The organism is Varibaculum vaginae, assembly GCF_900604285.1.
GTDB lineage: Bacteria > Actinomycetota > Actinomycetes > Actinomycetales > Actinomycetaceae > Varibaculum > Varibaculum vaginae.
Genome location: NZ_UWNY01000001.1, coordinates 433,203 through 449,458 on the forward strand (window position 1 = coordinate 433,203; position 16,256 = coordinate 449,458).

General features: G+C 50.1%; 16 protein-coding genes and 1 pseudogene. 3 read left to right on the forward strand and 14 right to left on the reverse strand.

The window, feature by feature from the left end; translation table 11 throughout:
- Positions 1 to 134 precede the first annotated feature (134 nt).
- Together rplK and rplA are read left to right on the forward strand one after the other, a co-directional pair.
- Entirely contained in the window at positions 135 to 569 is a 435-nt protein-coding gene (gene rplK, locus EFB02_RS01810) for a 50S ribosomal protein L11 (RefSeq protein ID WP_122819820.1), read from the forward strand.
- 80 nt (positions 570 to 649) lie between these two features.
- Positions 650 to 1,366, forward strand: coding sequence for a 50S ribosomal protein L1 (gene rplA / locus EFB02_RS01815; RefSeq protein ID WP_122820622.1), 717 nt, complete (start codon positions 650 to 652; stop codon positions 1,364 to 1,366).
- 329 nt (positions 1,367 to 1,695) lie between these two features.
- Here the strand turns inward: rplA and EFB02_RS01820 are convergent, their stop codons facing one another.
- The 7 genes and pseudogenes from EFB02_RS01820 to EFB02_RS01845 all read right to left on the reverse strand — a co-directional run bounded on the left by EFB02_RS01820 (position 1,696) and on the right by EFB02_RS01845 (position 6,557).
- Positions 1,696 to 1,908, reverse strand: coding sequence for a FeoA family protein (locus tag EFB02_RS01820; protein ID WP_122819822.1), 213 nt, complete (start codon positions 1,906 to 1,908; stop codon positions 1,696 to 1,698).
- A 37-nt stretch (positions 1,909 to 1,945) separates the two neighbouring features.
- Entirely contained in the window at positions 1,946 to 2,167 is a 222-nt protein-coding gene (locus EFB02_RS01825; protein WP_122819824.1) for a FeoB-associated Cys-rich membrane protein, read from the reverse strand.
- Positions 2,168 to 2,182: 15 nt separating this feature from the next.
- On the reverse strand, positions 2,183 to 3,484 hold the full coding sequence (locus EFB02_RS08800) for a nucleoside recognition domain-containing protein (protein WP_327395319.1): 1,302 nt from the start codon (positions 3,482 to 3,484) through the stop codon (positions 2,183 to 2,185).
- A 291-nt stretch (positions 3,485 to 3,775) separates the two neighbouring features.
- Positions 3,776 to 4,194 (reverse strand): annotated as a pseudogene (locus tag EFB02_RS08805) (FeoB small GTPase domain-containing protein); the annotation flags it as partial.
- A 201-nt stretch (positions 4,195 to 4,395) separates the two neighbouring features.
- Entirely contained in the window at positions 4,396 to 4,866 is a 471-nt protein-coding gene (locus EFB02_RS01835) for a septum formation family protein (RefSeq protein ID WP_122819826.1), read from the reverse strand.
- A gap of 17 nt (positions 4,867 to 4,883) precedes the next feature.
- A complete protein-coding gene (locus EFB02_RS01840) occupies positions 4,884 to 5,930 on the reverse strand; it encodes an inorganic phosphate transporter (protein WP_122819828.1) in 1,047 nt (348 codons plus the stop codon).
- A 3-nt stretch (positions 5,931 to 5,933) separates the two neighbouring features.
- On the reverse strand, positions 5,934 to 6,557 hold the full coding sequence (locus tag EFB02_RS01845) for a DUF47 domain-containing protein (protein WP_122819830.1): 624 nt from the start codon (positions 6,555 to 6,557) through the stop codon (positions 5,934 to 5,936).
- A 582-nt stretch (positions 6,558 to 7,139) separates the two neighbouring features.
- Between EFB02_RS01845 and EFB02_RS01850 the strand changes: the two genes are divergently transcribed.
- Complete coding sequence (locus EFB02_RS01850) at positions 7,140 to 8,138, forward strand: LasA N-terminal domain-containing protein (protein WP_122819832.1); 999 nt, start codon at positions 7,140 to 7,142, stop codon at positions 8,136 to 8,138.
- A 589-nt stretch (positions 8,139 to 8,727) separates the two neighbouring features.
- Here the strand turns inward: EFB02_RS01850 and EFB02_RS01855 are convergent.
- The 7 genes from EFB02_RS01855 to EFB02_RS01885 all read right to left on the reverse strand — a co-directional run bounded on the left by EFB02_RS01855 (position 8,728) and on the right by EFB02_RS01885 (position 16,209).
- Positions 8,728 to 9,372, reverse strand: coding sequence for a MusI family membrane protein (locus EFB02_RS01855; protein WP_122819834.1), 645 nt, complete (start codon positions 9,370 to 9,372; stop codon positions 8,728 to 8,730).
- A gap of 35 nt (positions 9,373 to 9,407) precedes the next feature.
- Positions 9,408 to 10,457, reverse strand: a complete 1,050-nt coding sequence (locus EFB02_RS01860) for a LacI family DNA-binding transcriptional regulator (protein WP_122819836.1) — start codon at positions 10,455 to 10,457, stop codon at positions 9,408 to 9,410.
- A gap of 103 nt (positions 10,458 to 10,560) precedes the next feature.
- On the reverse strand, positions 10,561 to 11,472 hold the full coding sequence (locus EFB02_RS01865; protein WP_122819838.1) for a carbohydrate ABC transporter permease: 912 nt from the start codon (positions 11,470 to 11,472) through the stop codon (positions 10,561 to 10,563).
- A complete protein-coding gene (locus EFB02_RS01870; protein ID WP_122819840.1) occupies positions 11,469 to 12,314 on the reverse strand; it encodes a carbohydrate ABC transporter permease in 846 nt (281 codons plus the stop codon). Before EFB02_RS01870 ends, EFB02_RS01865 begins: the two co-directional genes overlap by 4 nt.
- A 229-nt stretch (positions 12,315 to 12,543) precedes the next feature.
- Positions 12,544 to 13,872: an ABC transporter substrate-binding protein gene (locus EFB02_RS01875; RefSeq protein ID WP_122819842.1), complete on the reverse strand. Its 1,329-nt coding sequence runs from the start codon at positions 13,870 to 13,872 to the stop codon at positions 12,544 to 12,546.
- Between the two features lie 264 nt (positions 13,873 to 14,136).
- Positions 14,137 to 15,402: a C40 family peptidase gene (locus EFB02_RS01880; protein ID WP_122819850.1), complete on the reverse strand. Its 1,266-nt coding sequence runs from the start codon at positions 15,400 to 15,402 to the stop codon at positions 14,137 to 14,139.
- A 258-nt stretch (positions 15,403 to 15,660) separates the two neighbouring features.
- Positions 15,661 to 16,209, reverse strand: coding sequence for an inorganic diphosphatase (locus tag EFB02_RS01885; RefSeq protein ID WP_122819851.1), 549 nt, complete (start codon positions 16,207 to 16,209; stop codon positions 15,661 to 15,663).
- Between the last annotated feature and the right edge of the window lie 47 nt (positions 16,210 to 16,256).

The following is a 16,256-nucleotide window of genomic DNA, read 5'->3' on the forward strand; positions in this document are numbered from 1 at the left end:
GTAAGGGTGGTTGCGCCCTTAGAATGGACGACTGTGCTGGCAGTTTTTCCTGCGGGAAAATTGCCAGACAGTAAAGAGTTTCCGGCAACCGTCGGGAAAGTAAAATCAAGAAATTATATTGAGAAGGACCCTATATGCCTGCCAAGAAAAAGAAGGTAATCGGCCTGATCAAATTACAGATCGAGGCCGGTGCTGCAAACCCGGCGCCCCCGGTGGGCCCCGCGCTTTCGCAGCACCAGGTAAATATTATGGAGTTCTGCAAGGCCTACAATGCGGCTACGCAGGATCAACGCGGAAACGTGATTCCGGTAGAAATTAGTGTCTACGAGGATCACTCTTTTGATTTCGTTCTTAAGTCTCCGCCAGCTGCTCAGTTGATTAAGAAAGCTGCTGGTATCGCCAAGGGCTCTGGTACGCCGAACACCAATAAGGTGGCGAAACTGACCCTGGCTCAGGTTAAAGAGATCGCCGAGCAAAAGAAGGATGATCTAAACGCGAACGATATCGATGCGGCAGCAAAGATTATCGCGGGAACAGCTCGTTCTATGGGAGTTGTCGTCGAGGGCTAACCCGGCGAGTACCCAAAGTAAGACTATAAACCGTGGAGGGGAATGTGCGCCCTCACCACAACCTGCAAGGAGAAAAGCAGATGAAAAAGCACTCGAAGGCCTTTAAACAGGCCGCTGAAAAAGTTCATAAGGATCGGCTCTATCAACCGCTAGAGGCTTTCCGCTTGGCGAAAGAGATCGCTTCCACCAAGTTCGATTCCACCGTTGATGCGGTTTTCCGTCTCACGGTTGATCCGCGGAAATCGGATCAGATGATTCGCGGTACCGTTTCTTTGCCCAATGGCACTGGTAAGACCGTTAGGGTCCTGGTTTTTGCCAATAGCCCCAAGGATAAAGAGGCGTTAGCTGCCGGAGCGGATGAGGCTGGCGGCGACGAGCTAATCGAAAAAGTTCAAGGTGGATACCTGGATTTCGATGTAGCGGTAGCTACCCCGGATATGATGGGCAAGGTAGGACGCCTCGGGCGTGTTCTAGGGCCGCGTGGCCTAATGCCTAACCCCCGTACCGGTACCGTCACTATGGATGTAGAAAAGGCGGTTAAAGAGATCAAGGGTGGGCGTATCGACTTCCGGGTTGATAAGCACGCTAATCTACACGTCGTGCTGGGTAAGAGTTCTTTTGATGCCGAGAAGCTGGCAGAGAACTACCAGGCTGTTTTGGATGAAGTTCTACGTTTGCGCCCGGCAGCTCTAAAGGGGCTGTACATTAAGAAGGTTGCGATTTCTACTTCTATGGGGCCATCCATTACGTTGGATAGCTCGCTGACAAAAGAGCTAGCGACTGACGATCCTCGCTAAGGATTGTCGCGCCCGGCTTTGGGCGTGACGAAAATAGCTGAAAACATATAGGGATCCCGCCGGGGGAATTTTTCCCCGGCGGGATCCTTTTTTGCTTTTTGCGGTAATTCTGAATGTTTGCTTCATAGGGGCATGGCCGGTAAAAGATACAAGAGTAACACCACGCTAGCCGGCAGTATCCTGTTTAGTCGTAAACAGAGCTATTTGCCTTTTCTTACAGCTCCCTCTCCTCGCTTAAGTGAGGAGAGGAAGCCCCTAAGTGCTTTTACCTAGCCATTCCCTGGACGCAGGGAGGAGGATAACCACTAAAGAGGCACTCTGTCGGCACCCTAGATCATGATAGCTTCCGCAATCTGGTTGTCGATACTGTACCGGCTGTCTTTAATTACCACGATGCACATTTTACGTTTACGAGAAATAACCGTGATTTCTTGGCCGCTATAGCATCCTAGACGAAACAGGAAACTGTCCATCTCGGGGTCATCAGTGTCTATATCTTTAACGATATAGGTTTGCCCCTCCACGGCTTCCAGAAGATTCATTTTGTCCTTTGTTTCGTCAGTCTGTTTGCCTCACAAGCTAGTGACAGTGACACTTCTGCTCACCAGCTGGATTGGTAATATCTGCAATATCCAGATTGTGATGCTTTCCCGGGTTAGCTGCAAGATTAGGATTCAAGGTGCAGTCCGCGGAAACCGGGCAGCCGATACACTTGGTACCTTTGCGTTTCTCTTTCACGATGTAGGTAAGGGCTCCCCCTACAATCGCTACCAGCGCTAGGCTGGCAATAACGGTACTCAACTTTGATCCTCTTTCTTAAGCAGCCTTTTGTACCTGTTGGTGCAGGTTGTATTTAGCAGCGAAATTCGCGTGGATCCGGTGAGATATCAACGCAATAGCACCAGCCATTACCACTACCGCAATCAGCCCTGGGAAGAATCCCGCAGCTAGGTGGCCGTGAAGAATCAGGGTTCCCACTTGGTTAACTAAGAACGCTACAGTGTACCCGGTGGAGAACTGCAGTCCAATGGCGCTCCACAGCCAGTGACGATCGCGCATCTCGGAGTTCATAGCGCCCATAGCGGCGAAGCAGGGCGGGGTGTATAGGTTAAAGAACAGGTAGGCGAGTGCGCTTACCGAGGTCAAGCCCATAGTAGCCGCTACAGTATTGGCGCCTCCAGTTATTGCTAACTCATCGGTGTCGATAAAGCGGGTAAGCCCATAAACCACGGCCAAGGTACCAACCACGTTCTCTTTGGCAATAAACCCGGTAACCGCGGCAGCTGCCAACTGCCAGGTGCCGAAGCCTAGCGGGATTAATAAAATCGAGAATGGGGTGGCGATGGAGGCCAGGATAGAGGTGTTTTCGGCGCCTTCTTCTACTTCTTGGAAACTCCAATTGAAAGTCTGCATTAGCTGGACAACCAGGTTACATACCAAAATAATGGTGGCGGCTTTAATAATGTAAGCCTTGGCGCGCTCTAGCATCGATAAGGTGGCGTGCCATAGGGAAGGAACTCGGTAGCGGGGAAGTTCCATAATGAAGAAAGATTTGCGGAACTTGTGTCCAGTTACCATCTTCACCAGCAACGCGCCGAGGAAGATCAGGCAAAGACCAAGGAAGTAGCTGACCCAGCTCACCCAGGCAGATCCGGCAAAGAATGCTCCGCAGAACAGTGCGATTACCGGGATTTTTGCCCCGCAGGGAACGAAGGAAGCCAACATAGCGGTGGCTCGGCGTTCGCGTTCATCGCGGATAGTACGGCAGCTCATAATGCCAGGAATGGCGCAACCGGTGCTGATCACGATGGGGATTACGGATTTACCGGATAGACCGACGCGCTTGAAAATGGGGTCGAGCACCGCGCTAACCCGTGCCATATATCCAGATTCTTCCAGCAGTGCAATCAAGAAGTACATCACCATTACGAGTGGAAGGAATCCGATAACTGCGCCGACACCTCCGATGAGCCCATCAGCAATAATGGTGCGTAAAACGGCAGGACTATCGGCCATTTGCTCACTGGTCCAATCCTGGAAGGCTTCAATCCAACCCACTAGCCAATCAGCGATAAGCGGTCCGACATAGGTTTGAGAAATGGCGAATACTGCCCACATGATCGCTGCAAAAATCACTATTCCCGCAAATTTATTGGTTAGTACTGCGTCTAGTGTGTCTTGGCGAGTGTGGGCAGCTACCTTCACGGCCCGTTTTTCTACCGAATCGACTACTGAGTCAACAAATTCGTAGCGACGTCGATCTTCCTTATCGACTGCCTGCTTATCGGTAAGATCAATATCTTTTTGTAGGTAGGGAGCTTTTTGCCCCTTTCCTTCTTGCGCGAATACTTCCTTTAGAACTTGGTCTAGACCGTTGTTTTCCTTTGCAGTAGAAACAGTAGGAACCACCGGGCATCCCAGTTCGCTCTGAAGTTTTTGGGCATCAATCTGGGTGTGTTCCTTTTCGTTAATGTCGCTCTTATTCAGGGCAACCACTACCGGGACGCCCAGTTCAAGGAGCTGGGTAGTGAAGAATAGGGATCGACGTAGATTGGTAGCATCAACGATGTTGACAATCGCGTCCGGGTTAGCATCATGGACGTATTTGCTGGTGATACTCTCCTCCGGAGTGAAAGGGGACCTGGAATAAGCCCCTGGCAAATCTACTGCTATGGCTTCTTTACCTTCACTAAGCTCCTTTTTTAGCTTAGCCTCAGCTTGGCCAACGGTAACCCCACCCCAGTTACCAACTTTGGCCTTTTCCCAGTAAGAGCGTTAAACATAGTGGTCTTACCACTATTAGGGTTACCGGCAAAAGCAATTCTCATGATCCAGTCCTCTCATAGCTTTGCAGAATTGATGTAAAAACTAATGCTCACCTAAGCAATAACCCTAGTCGTTGTAAGGTAAACCTGTCTGGGAAGTAAATCCTGGATATTTACCCGTGAGTTAGGAGGAAATCGCAGGTTAAACCGACCTTTCAGCTATGAATGTTTGTTAGCTGACAGGTCTAGGCAAAAGCAGCTCGCTTATTTTTTGGAATTTTCCAGCGATCTCTTTTGTTCGGGAATAGTCAGAGCCACACAGGTAAGTTTGCGTTCGGCCTTATCCTTCCAACTGGTTTCAGTGGGTGACAGCGGATATAAATCCCATTGAGAATCGCGATAACTGCTTCCCACAAAGTCTTTGAAATCTTGCGCGCACTGCTTAAGCGCTAAATCATAGAGCTGTTTTTGCCCCGGATAGCGGGTATCCGTTAACTCTTTGATCCCAACTACTTGAGAGTTGTGGGAGTGTGAACAATCTACCCGTTCAACTTGCCCGGCGGGCTGTGTTCCGGTTAGCACTTCCTGAGGCATATTAAAACAGTCGCCAACTTCCAGTTCCGAAGTAGCAATTGGTTGCGAGGAACAGCCTGCTAAAAACCCCAGGCTAAGGGGAACAAGGACAGCGGAAAGGGCGAGACGTATCCGCAGGCGGGGGAAAGAAAAAGCACTCATTGTTTCCAGACTAACCCCTAGTAGGGGAAAATCGCATGAACTAGGAAGTAACTGAGCGCTCCAATCAGACCCGCTCCTGGCAAGGTTAAAATCCAAGCGATAGCAATATTGCCAGCTACTCCCCAGCGCACCGCAGATAGCCGCTTGGTGGCGCCTACTCCCATAATCGCAGAGGAAACCGACTGGGTGGTTGAAATCGGAGCATGCCACAGGAAAGCGGTTATGTAGAGGATGGAGGCGGAAGTCGCTTCAGCTACAAAGCCATGAGCAGGGGTAACATCAATAACTTTCGACCCCAGGGTGTGCATGATGCGCCCACCGCCAAAATAGGTTCCTACGGAAATAGCTCCGGCGGCAGCCAGCTTAACCCAGAAAGGAATCTCCATAGAGCCGTCAGCATTAGTTGCATGGTAGCCGGCAGCTAGCAGTGCCATAGTAATAATTCCCATGGTTTTCTGGGCGTCCTGCAGGCCATGTCCAAGTGCCATTGCTGCGGCTGAAAAACGTTGCATAAGACGGAAATTATTCATAGTGCGGTGATAACTCGCCCGCTGTAGAGCAGAAAGCAAAAACCGCATAACGAAATAGGCAGTGAAGAATCCTAGTAGGGGAGAAATCACCATAGGGATTAGCACGTGACTTACAATCCCCATCCATTGCACGCTAATGGCTGCGGCTAATCCCACTCCGGCCATACCGCCAATTAGGGCGTGGGAAGAAGAAGATGGTAAGCCAAAATACCAGGTGATAATGTTCCAGATGATTGCCCCAACTAAGACAGCCAAAATAACCACCAGGCCATGCTGGCGATCCGCCATCGAGGCTGAGTCAGTGAAATGGGAAATGTCGATAATCCCGTTACCGATGGTTTGTGCTACTCCAGTACCCAGCATTGCCCCAATCACATTCATGATAGCTGCCATTAAAAGAGCGGCTTTAGGGCGCATAGAGCGGGTAGAAACGCAGGTGGCGATAGCGTTAGCGGCATCATGAAAGCCATTGGTGAAATCAAAAATCAGAGCAATGGTGACTACCGCGATCACCAAGGCCAAGGTGGTGTCCACGGGTTACGACTCCTTGATATAGATAGCCTCGACCGCGTTGGCCAGGGTTTCAAAGGAATCGCAAGCGGTCTCTAAGGACTCGATTACGTCCTTAATCTTAATGACGTAAATAGGGTCTGTCTCCGAAGTGAAAACCTCTGCCAGCATCTTCCGGTACTGTTTATCGCCTTTGTTCTCTAGGCTGTTGATATGTACGGTGAAGTCTTTGAGGTCGCGTCCTCCCCGCAGCTTGGGGATAGCTAGCACGGTTTCGTGTGCACACTCGCGTAAAATTTTTGCCTGTTTTTCCAGCCGTCGTGGAATGTCTTGAATTTCGTAGAGGACGATTAAATCCCCGGCTTCGTCAATGCCGTCCATGCAATCATCTAATGCCCCGGTCAGCAGGGAGATATCTTCCCGATCCATGGGGGTTACGAAGGTGGCGTTCAGCATGCTCATGGTGCGGTGCGTAATCACGTCTGAGTCGTGCTCTAAATCGTGGAGTTGGGCACGCAGTTCTTTGCGTTCCTCAAAGGAATCAACCTGGGTGATTTTTAACAACAATTCAGCGGCGGCATCTAGATTCTGTGCCGCTTTGGTGAACAGGTCGAAGAAGTCTTCTGTCTTCCGTTTCTTTTTGAACAGCATCGGTGCCTCCTTGGAGAAGAACTATCCTTTATCAAGGTTATCCAACTTTTCTCTGTAATCTAAAATTCTTTTCCTATTTACTTTGGTAAAGAAAATTTTTTGGCTTATCTGCGATAAAAGATGCTCAAACAATAAAAAGAGTAGGACTTTATAATCATGCCAGAGCGGGCAGTATTGTACTGTAATAACTTTTTTGCCGGGGAAAATGTCAATGAAGTTTGGCTGCTGCTTTTCTAGGGTGGACCATCGACCTAAAACCAGGTGGGTGGATAGTGCTTTTGTTAGCGAAAGCGTTTACAGATTTAGCGGCAATTGTCCCCCGGGAGGAAGTGGGGTCATAAAAATAAACAGGGCTTAGGGGCGAGGTGTGAACGCCGAGCCGAGAAGCGCCAGTCGGCGCTGAGGCCGCTCGTAGCGGCAATTTTTGGAGCCCGGGGCTAAACGGCTCGACGCCCTTACAGTCTAGCGAAAGCCCTCATCCCTTGCATCTGCCACGGTAGGGAAGACGGGCGCAGATCTTTGACAGGAGTGGATGCGCAGCTTCCTTTGCTCTGGAAACGTTAAGATTGCGATAATAGAAAGGTGATTAACACTGCCCGTAAATATCGCTTACGTCGCGTAGCGGCACTGATGCTATTGATAGCATTGCTGGCAGTGATTTCCCTAGTAGCGGCATGGGTTTATGGTTTTGTTAAGGAAGAAAAATCTGCTGTTCCTATTCCCGAACCTATGATGCCTCCGGTCAGCGCAGAAGGATTCAACGCCGAAAATCTAATTAGCGAGACAGAATTTACTCGTTGGGATTCTCTGTCTGCCCGGCAGATTCAGGCGTTTATTAGCGATTGGGGACACGGCTGTCGTCCCGGAAAAGCAAAAAGTATGCCGGAGAATACGGGTATCGCCAAAGAGGATATCGGCAGTGAAAAATCCCTGGTATCAGTGCCTTGTCTTAAAGATTTTCGGGGACGGTTGGCTCCCCGGGATGCTGATCGCTATTGCCCGCAGGCGCTGCAGGGTGGCGGGGATCTTAATGTGGGAGAAATTATTGCCCAGGTGTCCCATAGCTGCCAGATTAACCCGAAAGTCATTTTGGTAACCCTCCAAAAGGAGCAGGGGCTGCTTACTGCCTCCTCTGCACGGCTACGTCCCAGCCGGTATCAAATTGCGATGGGGTACGGCTGTCCCGATCATAAGCTTTGTGACTCGGAATTTTTCGGTTTCGGTACCCAGGTCTACTATGCAGCACGACAATTGCGGCGCTACCAGGTAGATCCGCAGGAGTATCTGGTGCAGGCAGGAAAGTCAGCCACTTTAGGATTTGGCCCAGATTCACGCTGTAACCGCGGAGAAATCGTTGCCCAAAACTGGCCGACGGCCGCCCTCTATAACTACACCCCCTATCTGGCCTCAGAGGATGCGCTCGCGGGGCTCAGTCACGAGTGCGCTCAGGCAGGAAACCTGAATTTCTACAAGTTTTACAAAGCCTGGTTCGGTGATCCCGTAAACGGCAACGGGGAATTACTCACCCGTAAAGCCTTGTCGCGGCGTCAGGAACAGCAAAAAGCAAAATCCGCTAATTAGTGGTGTAATTGGGTAACTATTCAGTATTTATGCAGGAAACTGCTATAATTGGCGCGAGCGTTTGCAAGTTGACGCTCTGGCAGGACAATTTGGGAGGTGTCCTGCTCTCAGGGGAGGATGCCAGGTATTTTCCCCTTACTCGGATCCCTACCGAGCTGTTCTAGGGGCTTTGGGGCTCAGGCAAGATGCCTGAGCCCCAAAGTAATTCCCCGCCCACCCTTGAATGCCTCTTGTCGGCGTGTTTCCCCTTCCTCAACGACCGCTGACTCCCGAGGTAACGCGCGGAGGCTATATTCATCTTCCCGCCCCAAAACTCGAAAAAAGAGCAGGTCTTTTTTCGAGTTTTACGCCCGCCTAGCCTGATCGGACAAATATAGCCTCCGCGCTCACTGGCATCGCACTCAAGGGTCGCGATTTTGTATGCGGGGAAAAGTTATCCGAGTGGGTGCGGTGGGCATAAGAATTCGGAAAACGCCGCTACGTTTTCCGAATTCTTGGGCAGGAGGAAAAACTTTTCCCCGCATGTAACCGCATACACCAGCGAGTAGCAGTACCGATTAGAACCTAGGGAATTCTCACTTTGGTGCAGTTAGTCGGTGGGGTCGGGATTTTTTAGGGCGGATAGGGGAGCGTTTAGAACCAATGCCTGCAGGTAGAAAATGAATCCCGAGCCGAAAAGAGGCATCAAGATAATGCCACTCCAGAAGAGACCGGGGCGCAGGTAAAGGACAACTAGCGGCAGGATTGCGAACAGCAAAGCGCCGAGGGTGCGTGGCAAGCGTCCGATGGCGAGCAACGCCGCATTGCGTAAAGTTTTGGAAAACGAGGCTGAGAACTGAGAGGTGTACGCAAAGAACCAGATGCCTACGGCAGTTATCACTGCCATCCCCAGCATTACTCCCGCACGCATTATTAACAGCCAAGTGGGGGATGCCGGCAGGTACTTGATTAGTTGTAGCTGGTAGGCACCTAATAGCAGCAGGGCGACTAATATAATTCCCCCGCCAAAAGCAGCTCGGAAGTCAGCGCGAAAGCGTCGCCAAAAAGTAAAACCGGGGCGAGCGCCCTCCTCACGAACAATCTGAAATAGCACATAAAAGCCAGCACTTAAAGCCGGACCAATCGTTATTACCGGGATAGAAGCGACGGTAATAAAGGCACTAAGTATAGCCACATCTGCAATTAGGGTTAGTACGGCTGCAAAGGATCCATAGTGAGAAAATAATCGGTTCATGGTAGCTCTAAAGTATCGCTAACTAGGGGTGATGGCTAAACGTGAGGAACATGGCCGGTAGAGTCCCCAACTAGCAGCTTGCCCGGTAATAACACCTGCGGATTTTCTAGAGGATCGTTTTTTATCTTGGCGAATAGCAGGCGACAGGAGTGTTCAGCTAATTGGTGGATAGGTTGTTCAATGGTTGTTAACGCGGGATTGGTGTACCGTGCGAATTGAATCCCATCAAATCCAGTTACCGACACTTGGCGAGGAATTTCCAGTCTCGCGTCTATCAGTGCTTTTTGAGCCCCTAAAGCAATTACGTCACTAATCGCCGCTACAGCGGTAAAAGGTACCTTACGTGCCAATAACCTGCGTGCCAGCTCATAGCCGTAGCTGAATGAATAGGGATCATCGCTTTTAGCGCCCCGCACGATTAAGCGTTCGTCAGCCCTAATCCCGTGGGTTTTTAAGGAGGAGATAAATGCCTTTTCGCGGATAGCGCCTACAGATCGTTCTGCCTGGTCGGGGCCAATAAAAGCGATTTGGCGGTGTCCGAGGCTGGTGAGGTGGGAAACGATTAGAGAAATTCCGTGGGCTTCATCCACACTAACAGCGGCAATGGAGGTGTCCCAGGCGGGTGCAGGGGGGATAGTGCACAGTACGAAGGGTAAGGGAAAGTCGTCGAAAATGGCGGTAGATTCACGAGCCTCGCCGCCTAAGAAAAGAACTCCGGCGGCTCCGGAATCTGGATAGGCGCCGCGGCCAATAGTAACTTCATTCTCTTCATGGGAAATTCGCAGGAGCGACATTTGGTAACCATGAGCGCGGATGGCTTGTTCTATCGGGTCGATTAGGGATAAGAAAAAGGGATTGGACGGGCCCTTCATTACCACAGCAATGTTGTTTAAGTGTTGAGCTCGCAGGGTTTGAGCGTGCCGATTAGGCTGGTAGTGTAGCTCTTTCGCAATTTTGAGGATCCGTGCCCGGGTTTTAGGAGAAATCTCGTTCTGATTGTTCAGAGCCCGTGAAACAGTGGTGATACCTACCTGGGCGGCAGCGGCGACGTCCCTGATGGTGACGGCGGGCGACGGGTGCGGCATGGAAACGGATCCTTGATTCAAATGAGTGGTTTATTGTGGCTGACGATAGCGAGGATTGGGGTGGAAACATTCTTGTTTCCACCCCAATCTCTGAACGTAAGGTTTAACCTTTTACGGCGCCGGCGGCGACACCTTCGATAATGTACTTCTGCATAAAGATGTAGAAGATAACAATCGGGATAATCGCCAATACCAGCATTGCCATTAGGGCTCCCATGTCCCGGTTACCGTTCGATCCCAGCAGGAACTGAACCACAATCGGAATGGTGCGATATTCGCTGCCTGGCCCCAATACCAGATTGGGGAGTAGGAAGTCGTTCCATACCCACATGGTGTTTAGAATAGCCACGGTAATCGCGGTGGGTTTCAACATCGGCAACACTACTCGGAAGTAGGTTTGTACCGGGTTGCATCCATCGATGGTGGCCGCCTCTTCAATGTCGACCGGAATTGATTTTACGAATCCGGCAAACATGAAAACGCTTAGTCCAGCACCGAACCCCAGGTAAAGCACCATCATTCCCAGGGGGTTCCCCAGACCCAGGATGCTAGAAACCTGAACGGTGGGGAACATAACCATCTGGAAGGGAATCACCATCGAGAAAACGAAAATGTAGTACAAAGCGCTGGTCCACCAACGTTTTACCCTGGTGATATAGTAAGCGGTCATCGCGCATAGCATCACGATAATCGCTACCGATCCAATAGTGATTACGAACGACCAAAGGATTGAACTAAAGAAATTAGACAGCTGCAAACCGGTTACGTAGTTTTCAAGCCCTACGAAAGTTTCTCCCATAGGTAAGCCGAAAGGATTGTTCGATAGTTCGAACTTCGACTTGAAGGAGTTCATAACCACGAACAATATTGGCCCAAGGAATACACAGGTCAAGGCCACCAAGATGACATATAAGATGATCTTGCTAATCGGGTTGAATCCGGAATCTTTGGTACCTTTAGCGGGCTTTTGCTTAGCAACAGGCTGCGCGGGGGCAGCGGTAGTAGTGGTGCTCATGCTTCAATCTCCCTTGAACGAGTTGTCCGTAGCTGGAACATGGCGATGGCCACCACGACTACTACGAAGATAACTGCTTTGGCTTGGCCAACGCCTTCCATGCCCACCTGGTTAAACATGGAGTTAACGATGTTGAGGGCGACCATTTCGGTTTTACCCGAGGGTGCGCCGGCAGTTAAAGCCAGGTTCTGGTCGAACATTTTAAAAGTGTTCGACAAGGTTAGGAAGAGGCAGATAGTAATGGAGGGCATCACCATCGGAATGGTGACGTTTCGTAACACCTGCCAGCGGCTCGCTCCATCAATTTCTGCAGCCTCTGTAAGTTCTGGAGGAACGTTTTGTAGACCGGCAATATAGATAATCATCATGTAGCCGATTAGCTGCCAGTTGATCAAGATGATTAACCCTGCGTAGCCGTATTTCCAGTCTGTAACTAGGGTCGCCCCATAGTTCTGCAAAACAGCGTTGATAATAATCTGCCAGGTATAACCCAAGACAATGCCGCCAATTAGGTTAGGCATAAAGAACACGGTTCGGAAAAAATTGGTACCGCGTAGTTTGCGAGTTAGTACCCAGGCGATCGCGAAAGCAAAGAGGTTTACGGTAATGACCGAGACTATTACTACCAATACGGTGAACAAGAACGCAGAGGTGAATGTATCTCGAGAATTAAAAACCTCTACATAGTTCTTAATTCCGACAAAGGTCGCATCGGTGATAGTGGTGAACTCACAAAATGATAGGAAAAAACCAACGACGAACGGTATCAGAAAGGCGATCATAAAGGCTGCCAAGGTGGGCAGCACAAAAAGTGGAAAATAATATTTTAAATTCGACTTCATTATCTATCCATTTCCTTTGACCGGTGGATAAAAGATTTTAGCAAAAACCGGATTTACTGAAGTTAATCTAGCGGACACCGGTTTAATTTGCATGTGTTTGCGCCTTTGAAGGCGGGGAATTTATTGCTGACAAGGGGAGGTGGCAGATAAGAACCGGGCGGTTCCCATCTGCCACCTTGTCCCTTGTAGGGCATTCGCCCTCTTTTATCTAACCGAGGTTATTTCTCAGTTATTTCTTTTCGGCGGCCCAGCCGTCTTGGAAGTTCTTTACTACCTTGTTCCAGTCCAGGTTGCCAATGGCGTACTGTCCCAGATCTTGGCCAAAGTCATCCTTAAACTTCTGTGATGGGTAAGTAGTGAATACCCACGGTACGGTCTTCAACTTGTCGTTGCTGATGGAAGCCGCGATTTCCTTAGCCAACGGGTCATTCGGAACCTCGTCAGCAGAGAAAGACTTGAAGGGAGCAATGAAGCCCAGGTCTTCGACCACGAACTTCTTCCCCTTGGCATCGGTGAAGAGCCAGTTGATGAAATCAATGGTGGCCTTCTGGTCAGCTTCAGAGGCTTTAGCGTTAACTGCCATGAAAGCTTCAGTACCTACTGCCAAGCCTTGATTTTCTTCACCCTTGTGACCGGTGTAGATGGGCATCATCTTAATCTTGTCTTCCTTAACAACGTTGCCCTTCTCCTCGGCGACTTGGCTCCAAGCCCAGTTACCGTTTTGCACCATAGCTGCTTTGCCCTGTGCAAACTCAGCCATGGAGTCGGCTACGTTCTTGTTAGGAGTTAGCTTGCGGTCAACGGTGGAGTTGTCCAAATAAAGGTCGAAGATGTTCTTGAATTCTTTGTTGAATTTGAACTCTGCCTTGGCCTTATCGGTTACCTTATCTGCTTGGTACTCGTAGTACATGGGGATATTGGAAAGGTGGGTCTGCCAGCGCCAATCTTCGCCTTTAGCAAGCGAAGTTGAGGCAAAGACGCCGTCAATCCCCAGGTCGGCCTTGTGAGCTTGCATATCCTCAACAACTTCTTTCAGTTTGGCGAAGTTATTGATTTCATCCATCTTGGTGGCCTTGGCACCCGGCATGGCAAAGTACTTGTCCATGATTTCTTGGTTGTAGACAATGCCGTAACCTTCTACTGCCAGGGGTACCCCATATACTTTGCCGTCTTCGCCTTTGAGCGCCAGGTTGGGGTCGTTTAGATCCTTGGCAAACTTGGTGTCGGTGAGGTCGGCAGTGTATTTTTGCCAGCTCTTCAGGCCTACGGGACCGTTTACGTTGAATAGGGTGGGAGCGTCAGATTTAGCCACTTCGGACTTTAACTGCTGTTCGTAGTTTCCAGAACCTACGGTTTGAATTTTGACTTCTACGCCTTTGTCTTTGCTGTAGGCTTCAGCAATTTTCTTATAGGCTTTTTCCTGCTCGGGTTTCCAGTTCAGCATGTAAACCTTGCCCTTGCCATCGCCAGCATCAGAGCCTGAGGAGCAGGCCGCCAAGCCGGTTAGCGCAAAAGCACTGGCAACAAAGGTTGCCAGAATTCGAGTTTTCCTTGACATTAACGTCCCCCTTTGGACCATCGAATAATAAGTGTGGGTAGAACCGCACACTTCATCGGAAACGTTTCCGATGAACATTTATACCGTATCAGTTAGAAGTCGTTAAGTGAAGTGTGAATCTTAGAATTGTTATCGTCTTGTTAACTTTCGTGGGGTATTTATTAGAGGACGAGCATAAAAAACGGTGACGGCGCGGGGTAAATCCATCCGCGCCGCCACCTGGCATTGCAATTTTCAGTTGTTTATAAAATGTACTTGATTTTCTTAAAGCACCCGAACATATGTAGGACTGCCATATACCCGAGATATTTTCACGCTGTCACCCGGTTGGGGAGCGTGGATCATATACCCGTTGCCCAGATAAATTCCCACGTGGGTATAGTAGTTAACCATGTCTCCGGGTTGAGCCTGTCCCGCCGAAATGTGGCGACCAGCATTAAGTTGTGCCTGGGATACGCGGGGCAGATTGACTCCCACCGCGTTGCGATAGACGTACTGAACTAACCCGGAGCAATCAAAGCCCGAGGGGGTAGTGCCGCCCCAAACATAGGGAACGCCTATAAACCGTTTGGCGTAGGCGATCACCGCTGCCCGGGAGCCACCAGAGTTAGTGGCTGGAGGATTAGGGTTACTTCGGGGAGCAGCCTGAGCCTGCCGCGGTGCAGCTGCAGCCGGTTGGCTCTGGCTGCGAGCGGCAGCAGCCTGTTGTTGCTGTGCCCGTTGTGTGGCAGCGCGTAAAGCAGCTTGCGCCGCAGCCTCCTCACGAGCCTTCTTCTCGGCAGCAATTTGTTCTTGGCGCTCTTTTTCTGCCTGTTCGGTTACGCCTCGCGCTTCTGCCAGTTTCTTAACTAGCTCTTCGCGTTGAGAACTCAGCTGCGCCAACTTGTTCTCCGATTCCGCTTTCAGTTGATCCGCAGCGTCTTTTTGTGCTTTTACGTCCTCGGCGGCCTTTTGCTTCTCGTCTTTGGCGGTGTTAGCACGGTCTTGTAGTACCCCTGCTACCTTCGCTATGGAGTCGAAAGTCCGCATCTGCGCATCAGCCTTAGAACCAAATAGTTCTACGGAGACCTTTTTCATCTCCACAGTCTCTAAACCGTCAGCATTCAGGTATGGAGTAAGTGAAGACAAAGATCCTTGGGTGGTGTAAACCGTCCGCGCCAGTCCCGCTAGCGCCTTGCGTGCCTGTTCAACCTTGCCTTGTGCGTCCTTAGAATCCTGTGCGGTTTTCTCTGCCGCCTGTTTGGCAACAACCAGGTTAGAAATGGCATTGTTGTAGCTGGCTTCCGCTTCAGAGGCGAGATCCCGAGCGTTCTGGGTTTCGGAATTTACCTGAGCAAGTTGCGCCTCAATGGCCGCTACCGAGTTGGCAGCAGAATTCTCCGCATCTTTGGCGATTTTTACTTTGTCATCCGCTGGTGATGCAAACGCCGTCGGCGCAAAAATCGAAGCGGACGCTGCTAGCGCAAAACTGGTCGAGATGACTAGAGCGCGCCTTCCCGCTTTCCTTCCCGCAAATATGTGGGGGTTCATAGATTTCCTCCTAGAGCGACTTTGGGAGTTATAAGTCGGACTAGATGTCACAATACCGCTCTTTCTTACCTCTAACAACAACTTTCACATTGGCAACACATGCAACAGGAGGGTAAAAAATAAGATTTTGGTAATGAAACTAGCTTCAGCGTGGAGAAATGTCGATTCAATAAAGGAAAACACGCGGGAAATACCAAAATGTGAAATAGCCCACTAAAAGGCTTTTTGGTGTTTCCCGCGTGTTTCGAGAAAAGAAAACTACTCGGTTATTTGCCCATCGAAAAAGTCGGCAACCAGACCAAAATACTTTTTGTTGTTCTCTGCTTCCCATTCCTTCATACGTTCTCGGGAGCGGAGAATCTCTGCTTCAGCCTCTTTGCGTCCAACCCAGTGGGCTCCCTCTACCGATTTACCCGGCTCTAAATCTTTATAGACTTCAAAGAAGTGCTGGATTTCCAGACGGTGAAACTCGGAAATATCTTCAATCTCGGTACGCCACGAGGCACGCTGGTCAGCAGCAGGAACACAAAGAACTTTGTCATCACCGCCATTTTCATCGCGCATCCGGAACATTCCCAGCGGACGGCAGCGGATAACGCAACCGGGGAACGTGCTTTCTTCGAGAACCACCAGAGCGTCTAGAGGGTCTCCGTCCTCGCCCAAAGTGCCATCAATAAATCCGTAGTCATCGGGATAGCGAGTCGAGGTAAACAACATTCGATCTAGCCGAATACGGCCAGTTCCATGGTCAACCTCGTACTTATTTCGGTTGCCCTTCGGAATCTCGATAGTAACGTCAAATTCCATTTCCGTTTCCCTTTCCCGCCTTGCCAGGCGAAGTGTGCGACAATCGT